Below are 17,517 nucleotides of genomic sequence, written 5' to 3'. Positions count from 1 at the left end.
TGCCGAACGCGGCAAGCCACCACCCTGGCATGCGGCGGCCCTCGCTCGGCAAGGTACTGCTGGTCATCGCTGCCATGCTGGTCGGCGTACTGCTGATTGCCACGCTGGCGCTCACGCAACTGGCCCGCACAAAACCGTGGGTGAATGCGAAGGTGAGCGAGGCGACGGGGCGGCCCTTCGAGATTCAGGGGGAACTGTCCGCCTCGTGGAGCTGGCCGCAACCGCTTGAGGAAGGCTGGCGCCGATGGATACCGGGCGTGACCGTCAAGGCACGCGACCTCGTCATGCAGAACCCGCACGGTTTTGTGACACCGTTTGCAGGCTCCGCCCCAAATGGTGGAGTCGGTACCGGCAGCAACCCCACCATGGCACGCATCGGCAGCGCTACGGCCAGCCTTGACCTGTGGCCTCTCATGGCACGGCACCTGTCAGTCCACACCGTGGTCCTGGAACAGCCCGATATCGCACTGGCGCGCGCCGCTGATGGCGCCAGCAACTGGCAGTTCAAGCCACGGGACGAAAACGCACCGCACAGTCGCTGGACGGTGGACGTGGACCGGCTCGTCATCAGCGAAGGCCGTCTGGCATACGCCGACGCCGTGAAAGACATGGAGTTGCAGGCACGCGTGGAAACGCTGCAACCCAACAGTGAGCCAGTGAGCCCCCCCGCCAGTGCAGCTTCAGTCGCAGGCGCGCTTGCGAGCCAAGGTGTGGCTTCCAGCGTCACCGCAGCACCATCGGCCCCACGGGCCTCCGCACCCTCAGCGGCATCGGCAGCATCGGCGCCTGCAGAGCCGACAGCATCCGCAAGCGGCCCCAAAGGCACGCCTCATCCCGCGCCTGTGTACGGCATCCGTTTCGATCTGGAAGGCCGGTATGAAAAGGCTCGCATCAAAGCAAGCGGCCGCGGCGGCCAGGTCATCAGTCTGCGCGACAAGGTGGTCGACTATCCCCTGCAGATTGACTTGAAGGCCGGGACCGTGGCGTTTTCTGCCGAAGGGTTCCTCGCCAATCCCCGCGCGCTCTCGGGGCTCGACTTTGACGTGCAGCTCAGCGGCAACAGCATGGCCGACCTGTATGACGTGACTGGCCTGGTGCTACCCAACACCCCGCCGTTTCGCACGCGCGGCCGCCTCACGGGGAGTCTGGAGCCCGAGCGCGCGGTCTGGCAGTACAGCCGCTTTGACGGCACGGTGGGCCAGAGCGACCTGCATGGCGACGTGCGCTACACATCGGGCAAACCACGCCCACGGCTCGAAGGCAGCATGACCAGCAACCAGCTGCGTCTTGCGGACCTGGGCCCCACCGTGGGCACCACCGGCCGCAGCGATGACCCAACCGCCAGCAGCCCGCAAAAGACCAGTGCGCAGCAAGCCAGGCGCAGCGGCAAGGTGCTGCCCGACGCGCGCTTCGCCGCCGAGCGGTGGGACAAGATGGACATGGACCTGACCTTTAAGGGCCGGCACATCATCCGGCCGCAAAGCCTGCCGCTGCAAGACCTGAGCGTGCGTGCCGTGATGAAGACCGCGCAGCTCCGCCTTGCACCGCTCACCTTCGGGATCGCCGAAGGCCGCATCGAATCGGCCGTCGACATTGACGGGCGCAGCGCGCCGCTCAAGGCTCAGATCCGGGGCAATGTGCAGGGCCTCAAGTTGTCTGCGATGTTCCCCAAGATCGAGCTCATGCAAAAAAGCCTGGGCCGCATGGACGGCGCCATTGCACTGGAAAGCACAGGCAACACAATGGCCGAACTGCTGGGCCACGGCACGGGCGAAATGCGGCTCTACGTGCGCGAGGGCGTGCTGAGCAAGCAACTGCTGGAGCTGGCCGCGCTGAACGTGGGCAGCATCATCGTAGGCCGCCTCTTTGGCGAAGACCGTGAAGTGCGCCTGCGCTGTGCCGTGGCGGATTTCACGGTCCAGGATGGCCTGGCCCGCACCCGCGTGGTCAAGATGAGCACCGAGGACGCCATCGTGGAGGCCACGGGCACCATCGACCTGGCTTCGGAAAAAATCGACCTGCGCATCAAGCCCGAGTCGCTGGAGTGGAAGTTCTTTTCGCTGCGTACGCCACTGTATGTGCGCGGAACATTCGGTGACCCGGATGTGGGTATCGAACCGGGCCCTCTGCTGCTGCGTGCGGGCGCCGCCGTGGTGGCCGCCGTTGCCGCGCCTGCAGCGCTGGCGCTCATCCCGATCACCGTGCCTGCGGCCGACGACGACACATATTGCAAGCCGCTGCTGGACCTGGGCACCAAACCGGTCAAGCCTGGTGCGGCGGGCGCTTCTGGCAAGGCATCGCAAGCCGAGCGGGACGCAGTCACGCGGTAGAACTCTTCCCTGACTACTCTCTGTGCCTAGGAAGCTCTGAGGTCAGGCGCTTGCGATGGGGCAGGGACAAGATAAGAAAAAAGAGCCGGAGCCCTTTGCGGGACCCCGGCTCTTTGGGAGAGTCGCGGACGGGCCCGCAAGCATCATTTCATCGCCAAACGCGCCACCCGTTTCAGGCCACCAGCTTCACGCCGGTCTTGGACTGCAGCGCATCGAACGTGACGCCGGGGGCCAGCTCCACCACCTTCAGGCCCTGCGGCGTCACGTCCATCACGGCCAGGTCGGTGATGATGCGATCCACCACGCCCACACCCGTCAGGGGCAGCGTGCAGGCAGGCAGGATCTTGAGGTCTTCGGTGCCATCCTTCTTTCGGGCCACATGCTCCATGAGCACGATGACGCGCTTGACGCCGGCCACCAGGTCCATCGCACCGCCCATGCCCTTGACCATCTTGCCGGGAATCATCCAGTTGGCCAGGTCACCCTTCTCGCTGACCTGCATGGCACCCAGGATCGACAGGTTGATCTTGCCGCCGCGGATCATGGCAAAGCTGTCGTGGCTGCCAAAGATGGACGAGCCCTTGATGGTGGTCACGGTCTGCTTGCCGGCGTTGATCAGGTCGGCGTCCACCTGGTCTTCGGTCGGAAACGGGCCAATGCCCAGCATGCCGTTTTCGGACTGCAGCCACACTTCCTTGTCGCCCGTGAAGTTGGCCACCAGCGTGGGGATGCCGATGCCCAGGTTGACGTAAAAGCCGTCTTCGAGTTCTTGGGCCGCGCGGGCGGCCATCTGGTCTTGGGTCCAGGGCATCTCAGGCTCCCGATTTGTGGTTGACAGGGACTGCGGGCACGGGTGCCTCGCTGGTGGCGGCGGCCTGGGCGATCACCGCCTGGGCCTCGACTTTGGCGGCGGCTGCGTCTACCGGTGCGGCAGCAGACACCGTGCGCTTTTCGATGCGCTTTTCTGGCGTGGGGTTGTGCACGATGCGGTGCACGTAGATGCCGGGCAGGTGCACGTCATCGGGGGCAATGGCGCCGGTCTCGACGATTTCCTCGACCTCCACAATGCACAGCTTGCCCGCCATGGCCACGGCCGGGTTGAAGTTGCGCGCCGTCAGGCGGAACTGCAGGTTGCCTGACCTGTCGGCGCGGTGCGCCTTGACGAGCGAGACATCGGGCACCAGCGCGCGCTCCATCACGTAGGTTTCGCCGTCGAACTCGCGCAGCTCCTTGCCATCGGCCACGATGGTGCCGACGCCCGTCTTGGTGAAGAAGGCCGGGATGCCCGCACCACCGGCACGCAGCTTTTCAGCCAGCGTGCCCTGGGGCGTGAACTCCAGCTCCAGCTCGCCCGCCAGGTACTGGCGCTCGAACTCCTTGTTCTCGCCCACGTAGGACGAGACCATCTTCTTGATCTGGCGGGTTTCGAGCAGCTTGCCCAGGCCAAAGCCATCGACCCCCGCGTTGTTGGAAATCACGGTGAGGTTCTTGACGCCCGAGTCGCGCAACGCGTCGATCAGCGCCTCAGGAATGCCGCACAGCCCGAAGCCGCCCACGGCCATCAGCTGGCCGTCTGCAACCACGCCCCTGAGGGCGTCGGCTGCCGAAGGGAATACTTTGTTCACCACGATCTCCTTGTGTTGGGATGCGCTACGATACTACGTATACCGATAAGTAGTTTTCCGTAAAGATTTGCACTATGGACGTCGATTACCGACTGGCCTTCGACATGGCGCCCGTGGGGCTGGTCCTGTCACGCCACCGCACCATGCTCGATTGCAACCGGCAGGTCTGCGAAATGTTCGGTGCCTCTCGGGAGGTGCTGATCGGGCAGTCGTTCCAGATCCTGTATCCCAGCGCCGACGAGTACGAACGGCTGGGCGCGCACATGGAGCCCATCCTGAACGCCAAGGGCTATTACGCCGACAACCGCATCATGAAGCGCGCCAACGGCGAGGTCTTCTGGTGCCACGTTTCCGGGCGGGCACTCAACCGCGACTCACCGCATGAATCGGGCATCTGGAGCTTTGAAGACCTGAGCTCCCAGCGCCCTGTCAAGGCAGAGCTCACGGGCCGCGAGCGCGAGGTGGCAGCGCGGCTGCTGGAGGGCCTGACCTCCAAGGAGATCGGGCGCGCCCTGGAAATCAGCCACCGCACGGTCGAGATCTACCGTGCGCGCCTCATGCGCAAGTACAACGCGTCCACTGCAGCTGATCTGGTCCAGAAGCTGCTGGCTGGCGGCTGACCGGCGCGTCAGCCGCTGCGCCGTCACGATCAGCCCTTTTTCGGCCCATCCACCACTTCGGCCGCCGTGCGAAACGCGTCCACGGCCACAGGCAGGCCGCAGTAGATGCTGGCGTGCAGCAGCACCTCCTGGATCTCTGCCGCGGTGGCGCCGTTGTTGAGTGCGCCGCGCACATGTCCCTTGAGCTCGTGCTGCTTACCCAGTGCCGTGAGAAAGGCCACGGTGATCAGGCTGCGCGTCTTCATGTCGAGCCCCGGGCGCTGCCACACATCACCCCACGCATTGCGGGTGATGAACTCCTGAATAGGCTGGGTGAACTCGGTGGCGTTACCAAAGGCAGCGGCCACAAAGTCTTCGCCCATCACCTGCTTGCGGATGGCCAGACCCTTTTCGAAGTCCTTGGCAGATGCGTGGTCGGTTGGGGTGCGTGTCATGGGAGTCTCCGGGCGGCGAGTCAAAAAGTCCGCCATGGTAGCCGCGGCAGGATGATCACGCCCCGACGCCACGACGCCACGAGCGCGGCCCCTGCCCTTCGCGCGGCGGCGAACGACAGGGGCGGCAGGCCTGCTTCAGCCCTGCAGGTCAAACCGGTCCAGGTTCATCACCTTGGTCCAGGCCTTCACGAAGTCGCGCACGAATGCGGCTTTCGCATCGCTGCTGCCATACACCTCGGCCAGCGCCCGCAGTTGCGAATTGGAGCCAAACACCAGATCGGCCACCGTGCCCGTCCAGCGCACCGCGCCGCTGGTGCGGTCAATGCCCTCCAGCACACCCGCGGCACTTGCGGACTTTTGCCAGCGTGTGCGCATGTCCAGCAGGTTCACGAAGAAGTCATTGCTCAGCGTCTGCGGCCGATCGGTGAACACGCCATGCTGCGCGGCGGCAGACACGTTGGCACCCAGCACCCGCAGCCCACCCACCAGCACCGTCATCTCGGGCGCCGTCAGCGTGAGCTGGTGGGCGCGGTCTACCAGCAGTTCGGCTACGGCGCTTTCGAGACCCGGGCGCACGTGGTTGCGAAAGCCGTCAGCCACGGGTTCCATCACGTCGAACGACGCGATATCGGTCTGCTCCTGAGAGGCGTCGGTGCGGCCCGGTGCAAACGGCACCTGCACAGCTTGCCCCGCACGGCGCGCAGCCTCTTCCACGGCGGCACCGCCTGCCAGCACGATCAGGTCAGCCAGCGAGATCTTCTTGCCGCCCGTCTGTGCGGCGTTGAAGGCCTGCTGGATGGATTCGAGCTGGCCCAGCACCCGCGCCAGTTGCGCAGGCTGGTTCACTTCCCAGTCCTTTTGCGGCGCAAGACGGATGCGTGCCCCGTTGGCCCCGCCGCGCTTGTCACCACCGCGGAAAGTGGAGGCCGATGCCCATGCGGTGGACACCAGTTCGGCCACGGACAAGCCCGACGCCAGCACGATCGCCTTGAGCGCCGCCACATCGTGTTCATCCACCAGCGCATGGTCTACCGCGGGCACAGGGTCTTGCCACACCAGCACTTCAGCGGGCACATCGGGGCCCAGGTATCGGGCGCGCGGGCCCATGTCGCGGTGCGTCAGCTTGAACCAGGCGCGGGCAAAGGCATCGGCAAACTCTTCGGGATGCGCAAGGAAGCGGCGCGAGATCTTCTCGTAGGCCGGGTCCACGCGCAGCGACAGGTCGGTGGTCAGCATGGTGGGCACCAGCTTTTGCGATGGGTCGTGCGCGTGCGGGATGGTGGCCGGAGCGCCCTTGGCCGTCCACTGGTGGGCGCCTGCCGGGCTTTTCGTCAGTTCCCATTCGTAGCCGAACAGGTTTTCAAAGTAGTTGTTGCTCCACTGCGTGGGCGTGGTTGTCCACGTGACTTCCAGGCCGCTGGTGATGGTGTCGCCGCCCTTGCCGCTGCCGTGCTTGCTGATCCAGCCCAGGCCCTGGTCTTCCAGTGCGCCCGCTTCGGGCTCGGGGCCCACATTTGCAGCATCGCCCGCACCGTGCGTCTTGCCGAAGGTGTGGCCGCCTGCGATCAGCGCCACGGTTTCTTCATCGTCCATCGCCATGCGGGCAAAGGTGTCGCGGATGTCGCGCGCAGCCGCCAGCGGGTCGGGCTTGCCCTGGGGGCCTTCCGGGTTCACATAGATCAGGCCCATCTGCACGGCGGCCAGCGGGTTGGCCAGCTCACGCTCGCCGGTGTAGCGCTTTTCATTGGACAGCCAGGTCGATTCGGCGCCCCAGGACACCGTCTCATCGGGTTCCCACACGTCGGGGCGGCCACCTGCAAAGCCGAAGGTCTTGAACCCCATGGATTCGAGTGCCACGTTGCCAGCCAGGATCATCAGGTCAGCCCACGAAATGTTGCGCCCGTACTTCTGCTTGACGGGCCACAGCAGGCGCCGGGCCTTGTCCAGGTTGGCGTTGTCCGGCCAGCTGTTGAGCGGTGCAAACCGCTGCTGGCCCGAGCCCGCCCCGCCGCGCCCGTCGGCCAGGCGATAGGTGCCGGCGCTGTGCCAGGCCATGCGCACAAACAGCGGGCCGTAGTGGCCAAAGTCGGCCGGCCACCAGTCCTGCGAATCGGTCATCAGCGCGTGGAGGTCGCTCTTGACCGCAGCAAGGTCGACGCTCTGGAACGCCTGGGCGTAGTCGAAGCCGTCGCCCATCGGGTCGAGCAGGGGGGAGTTCTGGTTCAGCGGCTTGAGGTTGAGCTGATCGGGCCACCAGTGGCTGGCTTGCACCGGCTTTACCGGGGCAGCAGTGTGGTTGAAGGGACATTTGGCTTCGGCGGTCATGGCGGCTCCTTGAAAAGCGTCTGGAAACATGTGGTGCGTTAGATGTTACGAACGCGCATCGCATTAGTAAACACAATCGATTTCATGCTCGGAATAGGCATTGGTTATCGCCGCGGTTTCTGCACTCGCGCCGTCGCGACAACTGCGCCCACCGAGCCGCTGGCAAAATCGTCCAACGACGGGTAAGACCGCCCGAACCACCGCTCAGGAGCCGCACCCATGTCCACACCCCGCTACCCCTTCCCTGCCCTGGATTCCGTGCCAGACGACATCCGCGAGCGCATCCTCGAAGTGCAGGAAAAAGCCGGCTTCGTCCCCAATGTGTTCCTGGCGTTTGCGCGCCGGCCGGCCGAATGGCGCGCATTTTTTGCCTACCACGACGCGTTGATGCTGAAAGACGAAGGCAGCCTCACCAAGGGCGACCGCGAGATGATCGTGACCGCTACCAGCGCAGCCAACCAGTGCCTTTATTGCGTGGTGGCACACGGGGCCATCCTGCGCATCTACGAAAAAAAGCCCCTGGTGGCCGACCAGGTGGCGGTGAACCATCGCAAGGCCGACATCTCGCCGCGCCAGCGCGCCATGCTCGACTTTGCGATGAAGGTGTGCCGGGCATCGCACGAAATTGAGGACGCGGACTTTGCTGCCCTGCACGCACATGGGTTCGATGACGAAGACATCTGGGACATTGCGGCGATCACCGCATTCTTCGGGTTGTCCAACCGCATGGCGAGCTTTGCCGGCATGCAGCCGAATCCGGAGTTCTATCTGATGGGCCGCATGCCCAAGGCAAAACCCGCAGCCTGACCCATACTGTGCGCGCCGCTGCGGCAACGATCCTGCTTTGCGCTCTTGCGACGCCAGTCGCCGAGGCACAAGGATTTGGCCCACCCGAAGGCACTCTTCATGCGTACCCGCTGCCTGTGGCTCCAGCGGCTGGCGTCCTGCCACCGATACGCTACATCTCAACCTTCCGCGAGGACTTGGGCGAGGGGACCCTTCCGCGTTATTACATGGCTGCCGGCGTTGCGGGCTCGCGCCTGCCCATCCCCGACACGCCCGGTGCTGTGGCCTGGAAGGTGGTGGCCACTGCCGAATGCGCCCGCCTCGATCTGGCGCCCATCACGCTCATCCAGTCTCCCGGCGTAACCGCCGTGAAGGTGCAACAGAACCCTCTGCCCATGGAGTGCGCTGCCGCGTTCGAGGGCAGTTGCACCAGCCGTGACGGAAAACTGCACATCAGCACGTCGTTTGAAGGCCGGCGCCGCGCAGCACGCGTGGGCGGGGGCTTCTTCGGCAACGAGAGCCCGGTCGACACCATGTTCTACACGGGGGTGCGCACCCTCACCATCGAGCATCTGCACAGCCGCCTGGTGCTTCGCATGCATGAGCGGCTGAACAACACGCAGGGCTACAGCGCGGTGCCCACGGCCCTGCGCTACCTGCCGGAAATGCATCGTCTGCTACTGCTGGGGGCGGCCGAGACGAATGGCATGCAGCTGGCGCACTGCGTGGTCCTCCCGCCGTCGTAGACGGGCTCATGCATGCGCGTGTCAACTGACCAGCGCGCGCATCCAGTCGGGCAGGTCGATGGCCTTTTGCCGAGGGAAATCGACCCAGATGGTGGTGGCGCCGCCCGCTGCGCAAATCACACCGGGCCGGTCCACGCGCTCCATGGTTCCCCAGGTTTCGAAGGTGGTGCGCCCGGGGTCGCTCACATACAGCTTCAGCAGCACATCGGCCGGATATTCCAGCTGCAGGTAGAAATTGCAGAACGCATTGACGATTACCGGCCCCTGGCCAGCCGGATCGGGGGCGCAGCCCGCTGCCACCATCCAGTCGATGCGTGCCGTCTCCAGGTACCGGAAATACACGGTGTTGTTGACATGGCCCATGGCGTCCATGTCGCCCCAGCGCACGGGAAACCGCATCTCGTGCACCAGCTTCTTGACCTCGGGGATTTCGATTTTCATACGGCAAAGCCGTCATCGGCGGCAATCACCGCACCATTCACAAAGTGGCTCTGGTCGCTGGCCAGCATTACCAGCAGGGCATCCAGGTCTTGCGGGCTGCCCACGCGCTTGCGGGGCAGCATGTCAATGAGCTTGCGGCCCTGCTCGGTCTGCCAGTGGTGGTGGTTGATTTCGGTGTCGATATAGCCCGGGCAGATGGCATTCACGTTGATGCCGAACTTGCCCCACTCCACAGCCATGGCGCGGGTCATGTGCACCACCGCCGCCTTGCTCATGCAGTACACGCCGATCTGCGGCAGCACCTTGAGCCCGGCCATGGAGGCGATGTTGATGATGCGCCCGCCCGTGAAGCTGCCGGGTGCCGAGCCTTTGGAGCGGGCCAGCATGCGCTTGCCCACCTCTTGTGCCACAAAGAAGGCACCCTTGACGTTGGTGTCGAAGATGAAGTCGTAGTCCTCCGGCGCCACATCCTGGATGCGCTGGGTGGTGCTCACGCCCGAGTTGTTGACCAGGATATCGATGGAGCCCATCTCCGTCTCGGCGTGGGCCACGGCGGACCTGATGGAGTCGTGGTCGGTCACGTCCAGCTCGACCACATGGGCATCGCCGCCCTCCCCCTCGATGCGGGCACGCAGCTCCTTGAGCTTTTCCACCCGCCGGCTGGCTAGCACCACACCGGCCCCGGCACGCGCCAGGGTGCGGGCAAACTGGGCCCCCAGGCCGCTGGATGCGCCGGTGACAAAGGCCACCCGCCCCGACAAATCGATGCTGTATGCCATTTAGAGTCCCTCTACTGATCAAAAAAAGAACGATCGTTCGATTGTGCACATCAGGCTGAATACAATCAGTCGCCTGTCCGACAAGGCATGCCCCCTGCCTTCGAGACAATACCGATTATCAAACGCCCGACGAGAAGCCCATGACAAACGAAGAAATCCTCAGCACCTATGGCCCGCGCGAATCGATGGAATACGACGTAGTGGTGGTTGGTGGCGGCCCGGGCGGGCTGGCCACGGCCATTCGCCTGAAGCAGCTGGCTGCCGACAAGGGCCAGGACGTATCGGTGGTGGTGCTGGAAAAGGGCTCCGAGCCCGGCGCGCACATCCTGTCGGGCGCCATCATGGACCCGAAGGCCCTGACCGAGCTGATCCCTGACTGGAAGAAGCGCGGCGCACCGCTGAACCAGCCCGTCACGGACGACGCCTACATCTTCCTGGGCGAGAAATCGGGCTTCCGCGTGCCCAACATGTTCTTGCCGCCGTTTGCGCAGAACCACGGCAACTACATCATCAGCCTGGGCAACCTCACCAAGTGGCTGGGTGAGCAGGCCGAGGCGCTGGGCGTGGAAATCTTCCCGGGCTTTACGGCTGCCGAGGTGCTCTACAACGAAAACGGTTCGGTGCGTGGAGTTGCCACCGGCAACCTGGGCGTGGGCAAGGACGGCGAACCGACCGAGAACTTCCAGCTGGGCATGGAGCTGCTGGGCAAGTACACCGTGTTTGCCGAAGGCGCGCGCGGCCACCTGGGCAAGCAGCTGATCGCCCGCTACAAGCTTGACGAGGGCCGCGACCCGCAGAGCTTTGGCATCGGCATCAAGGAGCTGTGGGAGATCGACCCCAAGCGCCACCAGCCCGGCTTTGTGATGCACACCGCCGGCTGGCCCATGGAGAACGACACCTACGGCGGTGCCTTCCTGTACCACCTGGAGGGCAACAAGGTGGCCGTGGGCTTCGTCACGGGCCTGGGCTACGCCAACCCCTACCTCAGCCCGTTCGAGGAATTCCAGCGCTGGAAGACGCATCCGAACGTCCGCTACTACTTCGAAAACGAAAAGGGCGAAGTCACGGCCAAGCGCCTGTCGTACGGTGCGCGCGCCATCAATGCCAGCGGCATCAACGCCCTGCCCAAGACCGTCTTCCCGGGCGGCGCGCTGGTGGGCTGCAACGCCGGCTACCTGAACGTGGGCCGCATCAAGGGTAGCCACGCCGCCATCAAGACCGGCATGCTGGCGGCTGAGGCCGCGTACGACGCCATCGTGGCCGGTCGCCAGCACGATGAACTGACCGCCTACCCAGAGGCCTTCGAAAACAGCTGGCTGCACACCGAGCTGAACAAGGACCGCAATTTCAAGAACTGGTTCAAGTACGGCCTGACCACGGCCACGCTGATGAACGGTTTCGAGCAGTTTGTGCTGCGCGGGCACATCCCGTGGACGCTGCGCCGCGACAAGCCCGACCACGCCTACCTGAAGCCCGCGGCCGAGTGCAAGCCCATCGTCTACCCCAAGCCCGATGGCAAGCTGACTTTTGACCGCCTCTCCAGCGTGTTCATCAGCAACACGAACCACGAGGAAAACCAGCCCGCCCACCTGACGCTGAAAGACGCGAGCGTGCCGGTCAACATCAACCTGGCCAAGTACGCCGGCCCGGAGGCGCGTTACTGCCCCGCGGGCGTGTACGAATACGTACCGGACGAGGCCAAGGGCGGTGGCGCGCAACGCCTGCAGATCAACGCGCAGAACTGCGTGCACTGCAAGACCTGCGACATCAAGGACCCCACGCAGAACATTGTGTGGGTGACGCCGGAAGGCGGCGGCGGGCCGAACTACGCGGGCATGTAATCAACTTGATAGCATTCCAGCCAATAAAGGCCTGCACTGCAGGCCTTTTTCATTGGTTTTACGCAGTCAGGGCGTTTTTCGGCTCAGACGACAGCGCCCCGCACCAGCTGAAACTGCCCCATGGCCCCCGCCAGCCGGTGGGCCTGGTCCTGCAGGCTCTGGGCGGCAGCAGCGCCTTCTTCCACCAGGGCGGCGTTCTGCTGGGTCATGTGGTCAAGCTGGTCCACCGCCTGGCTAACCTGGCCGATCTGGCTGCTTTGCTCGGCGCTGGCGTGGTTGATCTCCGACATCAGCGTGGTCACGCGCTGCACGCTGTCCACGATGTCGCCCATGGTGGAGCCCGCGGTAACGACGAGCTTGGCGCCATCGCTTACCTTGCCCACGCTGGCCGAAATCAGCGTCTTGATTTCCTTGGCTGCGTTGGCACTGCGGCCCGCCAGCGCGCGCACCTCGCTGGCCACCACGGCAAACCCGCGGCCCTGCTCACCGGCGCGGGCTGCCTCGACCGCCGCGTTCAGGGCCAGGATGTTGGTCTGGAACGCAATACCGTCGATGATGCCCACGATGTCGGCAATTTTCTTGCTGCTGGCGTTGATCTCGTCCATGGTTTTCACCACCTGGCTCACCACCTCGCCGCCCTTGGTTGCGACTTGCGTGGCGCTCAGCGCGAGCTCGTTGGCCTCGCGGGTGCTGTCGGCGTTTGCCGCCACCATCTGGGCCAGCTGGGCAATGCTGGCGGCGGTCTGTTGCAGGCTGCTGGCCGCGTGCTCGGTGCGCGCGCTCAGGTCGGCATTGCCGGCTGCCACCTCCGAGCTGGCCACATGGATGGATTCACCCGAGTCCCGCACTTCATTGACCACGTAGTGCAGTGACTCCACCATTTTGTTGAGCGCCGTCAGCAGCTGGCCAATCTCATCGCTGCGCTGGTGGTCCAGGTGCACGGTCAGGTCGCCGCTGGCAACCACCGCGGCAGCTTGCGACGCCTGTCGAAGCGGCATCACGATCGAGCGCCGCAACAGCCACCCGAAGAGGGCTGACAGGCATACGACCACGACCACGGCGATGGCACTGATCCACTGTGCGCGCGATGCATCGTGGATCATGGCGTCTGCTGCGAGGCGCGAGGACTGCTCGGACGCAACCAGCAACTGGTCAATGGCATCCAGGTATTTGGCCAGTGCGACTGCATGCTCCTGCAGCTCCTTCTGGCTGATGATTTTTGACTCCAGCGCGCCCTGCATCAGGTTTTCGCGCAGGGTGGCATACCGCTGGCGCTGCTGCTTGGCCTGTTCCCACAGCGGTGCCATGCTGGCGGAAGTGGATGCGGACGACAGCGCCGCGTCGATCCTTTGATGGAGTTCGCCCTCGGCCGCGAGCAGCTTGCGCATCTCGGATACCAGCGGGAAAACATCGGTCGAAATCGTGGCGCGCAAGGCGATCTGGCCCATGTGGACCGACTGCGTTTTCCAGTCGTGCACCGCACGCTCGATCGGAAGTTGCTCGCTGGCCAAAATGGCCGCCTGCCGGCTGGTGCTCTGCCCGGTCAGCCAGGTGGTAGTGCCCAGCAGGGCCACCGCAGCGCCCAGGATGGCAAAGCTGGCTGCCAGCTTCTGGCCCACGCTCAGGCCGCGCCTGGCGGGCATGTCCGGGCTGCCTGAGGCCGCGGACGTGGCGGGCTTTTGCATATCTCCCACATCCGAGGTTCGGTTCCAGACCGAAGGGGCCCGGTGCACTGCGGCGGGAAGCTGGTTCATGGCAACTCCTTGTCATTCATCGAACAAACGGGCAATCACGACCATCAGCGACCGCCCGGAAACATGCATCGGGTACGGCTGTCTGCATCGGGATGACAGCACTGCGGACAGCCCCTGCGGTACGCAGCGCAGGCTGCGCCCCGCAGGGCGGTCCTCAGTGGTCCACCGCTTCCAGCACGGGCTGGCCGTAGCCCCCGCCCCCGGGCGTCACGATCTCGAACACATCGCCGGGCTCCATCAGCGCTGCACCGATATGGCCCAGTTCCTCCACGGCACCTGTGGCGCGCAGCACACGGTTGGCACCCGGATGGCCCGACTGCCCGCCCGCCATGCCAAACGCAGGGTTCAGGCGCCCGTTCGACAGGATGCTGGCGGTCATCGCCTCCAGGAAGCGCACGCGCCGCACGCCGCCGTTGCCGCCCGCCCAGCGCCCTGCCCCGCCCGATCCGTTCTGGATCTCGTAACTCTCCAGCACCACCGGGAAGCGGAACTCCAGCACCTCGGGGTCGGTCAGCCGCGAGTTGGTCATGTGCGTCTGGACCACGCTGGTGCCGCTGAAACCGCGGCTGGCCAGCCCGGCGGCATCCAGCACCACGCCGGCACCACTGCCGCCGGCAATGGTTTCGTAGTACTGGTACTGCGCGTTGCCAAAGGTGAAGTTGTTCATGGTCGGCTGGCTGCCGGCCATGACACCGAGCGCGCCAAACAGCGCGTTGGTGATGCAGGTGGACGTCTCCACGTTACCCGCCACCACCGACGCCGGCGGGTTGGGGTTGAGCATGCTGCCTTGCGGGATGATGACCTGCAGGGGCTTGAGGCAGCCCGCGTTGAGCGGGATGTCGTCGTCCACCAACGTGCGGAACACGTACAACACAGCGGCCATGCACACCGCGCGCGGTGCGTTGAAATTGTTGGTCTGCTGCGCGCTGGTGCCCGCAAAGTCGATCACGGCGCTGCGCTCTGCCGCATTGACCTTGACCGACACGCTGATCTGAGCTCCGTTGTCCAGCGGCAGCGTGAAGTGGCCGTCCTTGAGCTGCGTGATCACGCGGCGCACGGATTCTTCGGCGTTGTCCTGCACATGGCGCATGTAGGCCTGCACGACATCCAGGCCAAACTGCTCCACCATCTTCGACAGCTCTTGAACGCCCTTTTCGTTGGCAGCAATCTGCGCCCGCAGGTCGGCCAGATTTTGCTGCGGATTGCGGCTGGGGTATGGCGTGGTGCCGCCCCCGGTAGACAACAGTGCCAGGACCGATTCTTCCTGCAGGATGCCGCGGTCCACCAGCTTGACGTTGTTGATCTGCACGCCTTCTTCGTCTATGCGCTGCGAGAACGGTGGCATCGAGCCCGGCGTGGTGCCGCCAATGTCTGCGTGGTGGCCCCGGCTGCCTACGTAGAACGTGGGCTCGCGGCCGTCCTTGACGTACACGGGCGTGATGACCGTCACGTCTGGCAAATGGGTGCCGCCGTGGTACGGGTCGTTGAGCATGAATACATCGCCAGGCTGCATGCGGCCCGCGTTTTCGGTGATCACAGTCTTGATGCTTTCACCCATGGAGCCAAGGTGCACCGGCATGTGCGGCGCGTTGGCAATGAGGTTGCCCTCGGCATCAAACAGCGCGCAGCTGAAGTCCAGGCGCTCCTTGATGTTCACCGAATACGCCGTGTTCTGCAGCTGCAGGCCCATCTGCTCGGCGATGTTCATGAACAGGTTGTTGAACACTTCCAGCAGCACCGGGTCGACGCTGGTGCCTGCGGCGTACTGCACCTTGCGGGCCGCCACGCGGTCGAGGATGAGGTGGTCGAGGTCCGTAAGGCGTGCTGACCAGCCGGGCTCCACCACGGTGGTCGTGTTCTTCTCGGCAATGATGGCCGGGCCGGGGATGACATCGCCCGGACGCAGGTCTTCACGCACCACCAGGGCCGCAGGGTGCCACTTGCCGCCCGAGTACATCTGCACGGTTTCGCGCTGCGGGCACTTGCGATGCGGGTGTACTGTGAGCCGCGGCTCGGCCGGGGCATCGCCTGCAATCACAGCCTCGACCGACACGGCTTCCACCACCAGACCCTTGCCCTGCATGAGGAAGGCGAACCGCTGGCGGTACGCTGTCTCAAACGCCGCCGTGATCGCAGCGACATCGCCAAACGGCACGACCAGGGCAGAGTCTGTGCCCTCATAGCGAACATGCACGTTGTGCCGTACCTGCACCGGGCTGCTGCTGACCTGCGAGCCTTCCAGTTCGGCCTGCGCGGCGGAGCCCAGCGCATCCAGGCGCTCGGCGATCAGAGGCAGTACATCAACCGCCAGCGGCATCTCCAGCGCCTGCTCGCGGATCACGGTCTGGTCGGCCAGGCCCATGCCGTAGGCGCTGAGCACACCGGCCAGGGGGTGCACAAACACGCGCGTCATGCCCAGCGCATCGGCCACCAGGCACGCGTGCTGCCCACCTGCGCCGCCAAAGCATTGCAGCGTGTAGCGCGTCACGTCATACCCGCGCGCCACACTGATCTTCTTGATGGCGTTGGCCATCTGCTGCACGGCGATCTGGATGAAGCCTTCGGCCACTTCCTCTGGCTGGCGCTGCGTCTGCTGCGCAATCGAGTCGAACCGTGCGCGCACCGCATCGGCGTCGAGTGTTTCATTGGCCGCCGGGCCGAACACGCTGGGGAAATAGCGTGGCTGCACCTTGCCCACCATCACATTCGCATCGGTCACCGCCAGCGGGCCGCCGCGCCGGTAGCTCACCGGCCCGGGGTTGGCGCCTGCACTCTCGGGGCCCACGCGGAATCGGGCGCCGTCATACGCCAGCACCGAGCCGCCCCCGGCCGCCACGGTGTGGATGCTCATCATGGGCGCGCGCATGCGCACCCCCGCCACATGGGTTTCGAACTCGCGCTCGAACTCGCCTGCGTAGTGGCTCACGTCGGTGCTGGTGCCGCCCATGTCAAAGCCAATCACTCGCGCCTGCCCGGCCAGGCCCGCCGTACGCGCCATGCCCACGATGCCGCCTGCGGGGCCCGACAGGATGGCGTCCTTGCCCTGGAAGTTGCCAGCATCGGTCAGGCCGCCGGATGACTGCATGAAGAACAGCTTGACGCCCGGCATCTCGCTGGCCACCTGCTCCACATAGCGGCGCAGGATGGGCGAGAGATACGCATCCACCACGGTGGTATCGCCCCTGCTCACGAACTTCATCATCGGGCTGGTTTCGTGCGAGGTGCTGATCTGCGGAAAGCCCACCTCTTGCGCGATGCGCTTTGCCGCCTTCTCGTGCGCGGTATAGCGGTAGCCGTGCATGAACACGATGGCCACGCTGCGCAGGCCGCGGGCATAGGCCGCAAGCAGGTCACCACGCAGGCTGGGCTCGTCCAGCGGCTGCAGCACCTCGCCATGCGCGCCAACGCGTTCGCGCGCTTCGATCACTTCGGTGTAGAGCAGCTCAGGCAGCTGTATGTGGCGGTCGAACAGGCGCGGGCGGTTCTGGTAGGCAATGCGCAGCGCATCGCGAAAGCCACGGGTGGTGACCAGCAGCGTGGGCTCGCCCTTGCGTTCGAGCAGGGCATTGGTGGCCACGGTGGTGCCCATCTTCACGCACTCGACCAGGTCTGGCGTCACGGGCTCGCCGGGCTTCAGACCCAGCAGGTGGCGAATGCCGGCCACGGCGGCGTCCTTGTACTGCTCGGGGTTCTCCGAAAGCAGCTTGTGCGTGACCAGGCTGCCGTCTGGGCGCTTGCCGACGATATCGGTGAATGTGCCGCCCCGGTCAATCCAGAACTGCCAGCGGCTGCCAGCGGGCTCGGCGTGGGATGTGGTGGTTGCTTGCATGATGGAA

Annotated in this window: 13 protein-coding genes; 5 read left to right on the top strand and 8 right to left on the bottom strand. The window is 65.0% G+C overall.

What is annotated here, in order from left to right; genetic code table 11:
- Window positions 1-29: 29 nt before the first annotated feature.
- Entirely contained in the window at window positions 30-2,330 is a 2,301-nt protein-coding gene (locus ACTPOI_RS19260) for an AsmA family protein (protein WP_440111670.1), read from the top strand.
- Window positions 2,331-2,502: 172 nt separating this feature from the next.
- Here ACTPOI_RS19260 and ACTPOI_RS19255 read toward each other — a convergent pair whose 3' ends face one another.
- Complete coding sequence (locus ACTPOI_RS19255) at window positions 2,503-3,141, bottom strand: 3-oxoacid CoA-transferase subunit B (RefSeq protein ID WP_440111668.1); 639 nt, start codon at window positions 3,139-3,141, stop codon at window positions 2,503-2,505.
- Window position 3,142: 1 nt separating this feature from the next.
- Window positions 3,143-3,955 carry a CoA transferase subunit A gene (locus ACTPOI_RS19250; protein WP_440111666.1) on the bottom strand — a complete coding sequence of 271 codons (813 nt, stop codon included), beginning with the start codon at window positions 3,953-3,955 and terminating at the stop codon, window positions 3,143-3,145.
- 74 nt (window positions 3,956-4,029) lie between these two features.
- Here ACTPOI_RS19250 and ACTPOI_RS19245 point away from each other — a divergent pair, with 74 nt between their 5' ends.
- Window positions 4,030-4,575 (top strand): LuxR C-terminal-related transcriptional regulator, encoded by a 546-nt coding sequence (locus ACTPOI_RS19245; protein ID WP_440111664.1) that lies wholly within the window; start codon window positions 4,030-4,032, stop codon window positions 4,573-4,575.
- A gap of 29 nt (window positions 4,576-4,604) precedes the next feature.
- Here the strand turns inward: ACTPOI_RS19245 and ACTPOI_RS19240 are convergent, their stop codons facing one another.
- Together ACTPOI_RS19240 and katG are read right to left on the bottom strand one after the other, a co-directional pair.
- The gene (locus tag ACTPOI_RS19240) at window positions 4,605-5,009 is read right to left on the bottom strand and encodes a carboxymuconolactone decarboxylase family protein (protein WP_440111662.1); all 405 of its coding nucleotides are present in this window, start codon (window positions 5,007-5,009) and stop codon (window positions 4,605-4,607) included.
- Window positions 5,010-5,144: 135 nt separating this feature from the next.
- A complete protein-coding gene (katG, locus tag ACTPOI_RS19235) occupies window positions 5,145-7,334 on the bottom strand; it encodes a catalase/peroxidase HPI (protein WP_440111660.1) in 2,190 nt (729 codons plus the stop codon).
- Window positions 7,335-7,553: 219 nt separating this feature from the next.
- Here katG and ACTPOI_RS19230 point away from each other — a divergent pair, with 219 nt between their 5' ends.
- Window positions 7,554-8,141 carry a peroxidase-related enzyme gene (locus tag ACTPOI_RS19230; protein ID WP_440111658.1) on the top strand — a complete coding sequence of 196 codons (588 nt, stop codon included), beginning with the start codon at window positions 7,554-7,556 and terminating at the stop codon, window positions 8,139-8,141.
- 206 nt (window positions 8,142-8,347) lie between these two features.
- On the top strand, window positions 8,348-8,866 hold the full coding sequence (locus tag ACTPOI_RS19225) for a hypothetical protein (RefSeq protein WP_440111656.1): 519 nt from the start codon (window positions 8,348-8,350) through the stop codon (window positions 8,864-8,866).
- A gap of 21 nt (window positions 8,867-8,887) precedes the next feature.
- Here ACTPOI_RS19225 and ACTPOI_RS19220 read toward each other — a convergent pair whose 3' ends face one another.
- The gene (locus ACTPOI_RS19220; protein WP_440111654.1) at window positions 8,888-9,307 is read right to left on the bottom strand and encodes an acyl-CoA thioesterase; all 420 of its coding nucleotides are present in this window, start codon (window positions 9,305-9,307) and stop codon (window positions 8,888-8,890) included.
- Complete coding sequence (locus ACTPOI_RS19215) at window positions 9,304-10,086, bottom strand: SDR family oxidoreductase (protein WP_440111652.1); 783 nt, start codon at window positions 10,084-10,086, stop codon at window positions 9,304-9,306. The genes ACTPOI_RS19220 and ACTPOI_RS19215 overlap by 4 nt, the downstream gene beginning before the upstream one ends.
- A gap of 140 nt (window positions 10,087-10,226) precedes the next feature.
- Here ACTPOI_RS19215 and ACTPOI_RS19210 point away from each other — a divergent pair, with 140 nt between their 5' ends.
- Window positions 10,227-11,927: an electron transfer flavoprotein-ubiquinone oxidoreductase gene (locus ACTPOI_RS19210; RefSeq protein ID WP_440111650.1), complete on the top strand. Its 1,701-nt coding sequence runs from the start codon at window positions 10,227-10,229 to the stop codon at window positions 11,925-11,927.
- 83 nt (window positions 11,928-12,010) lie between these two features.
- Here ACTPOI_RS19210 and ACTPOI_RS19205 read toward each other — a convergent pair whose 3' ends face one another.
- Together ACTPOI_RS19205 and ACTPOI_RS19200 are read right to left on the bottom strand one after the other, a co-directional pair.
- Complete coding sequence (locus tag ACTPOI_RS19205) at window positions 12,011-13,030, bottom strand: methyl-accepting chemotaxis protein (protein WP_440112697.1); 1,020 nt, start codon at window positions 13,028-13,030, stop codon at window positions 12,011-12,013.
- 805 nt (window positions 13,031-13,835) lie between these two features.
- Window positions 13,836-17,510 carry a hydantoinase B/oxoprolinase family protein gene (locus tag ACTPOI_RS19200; RefSeq protein ID WP_440111648.1) on the bottom strand — a complete coding sequence of 1,225 codons (3,675 nt, stop codon included), beginning with the start codon at window positions 17,508-17,510 and terminating at the stop codon, window positions 13,836-13,838.
- Window positions 17,511-17,517 lie beyond the last annotated feature (7 nt).

Source organism: Acidovorax sp. BL-A-41-H1 (assembly GCF_051942715.1).
Note: the sequence above shows the minus strand (reverse complement) of the source record. Positions and strands in the feature narration are given on the sequence as shown.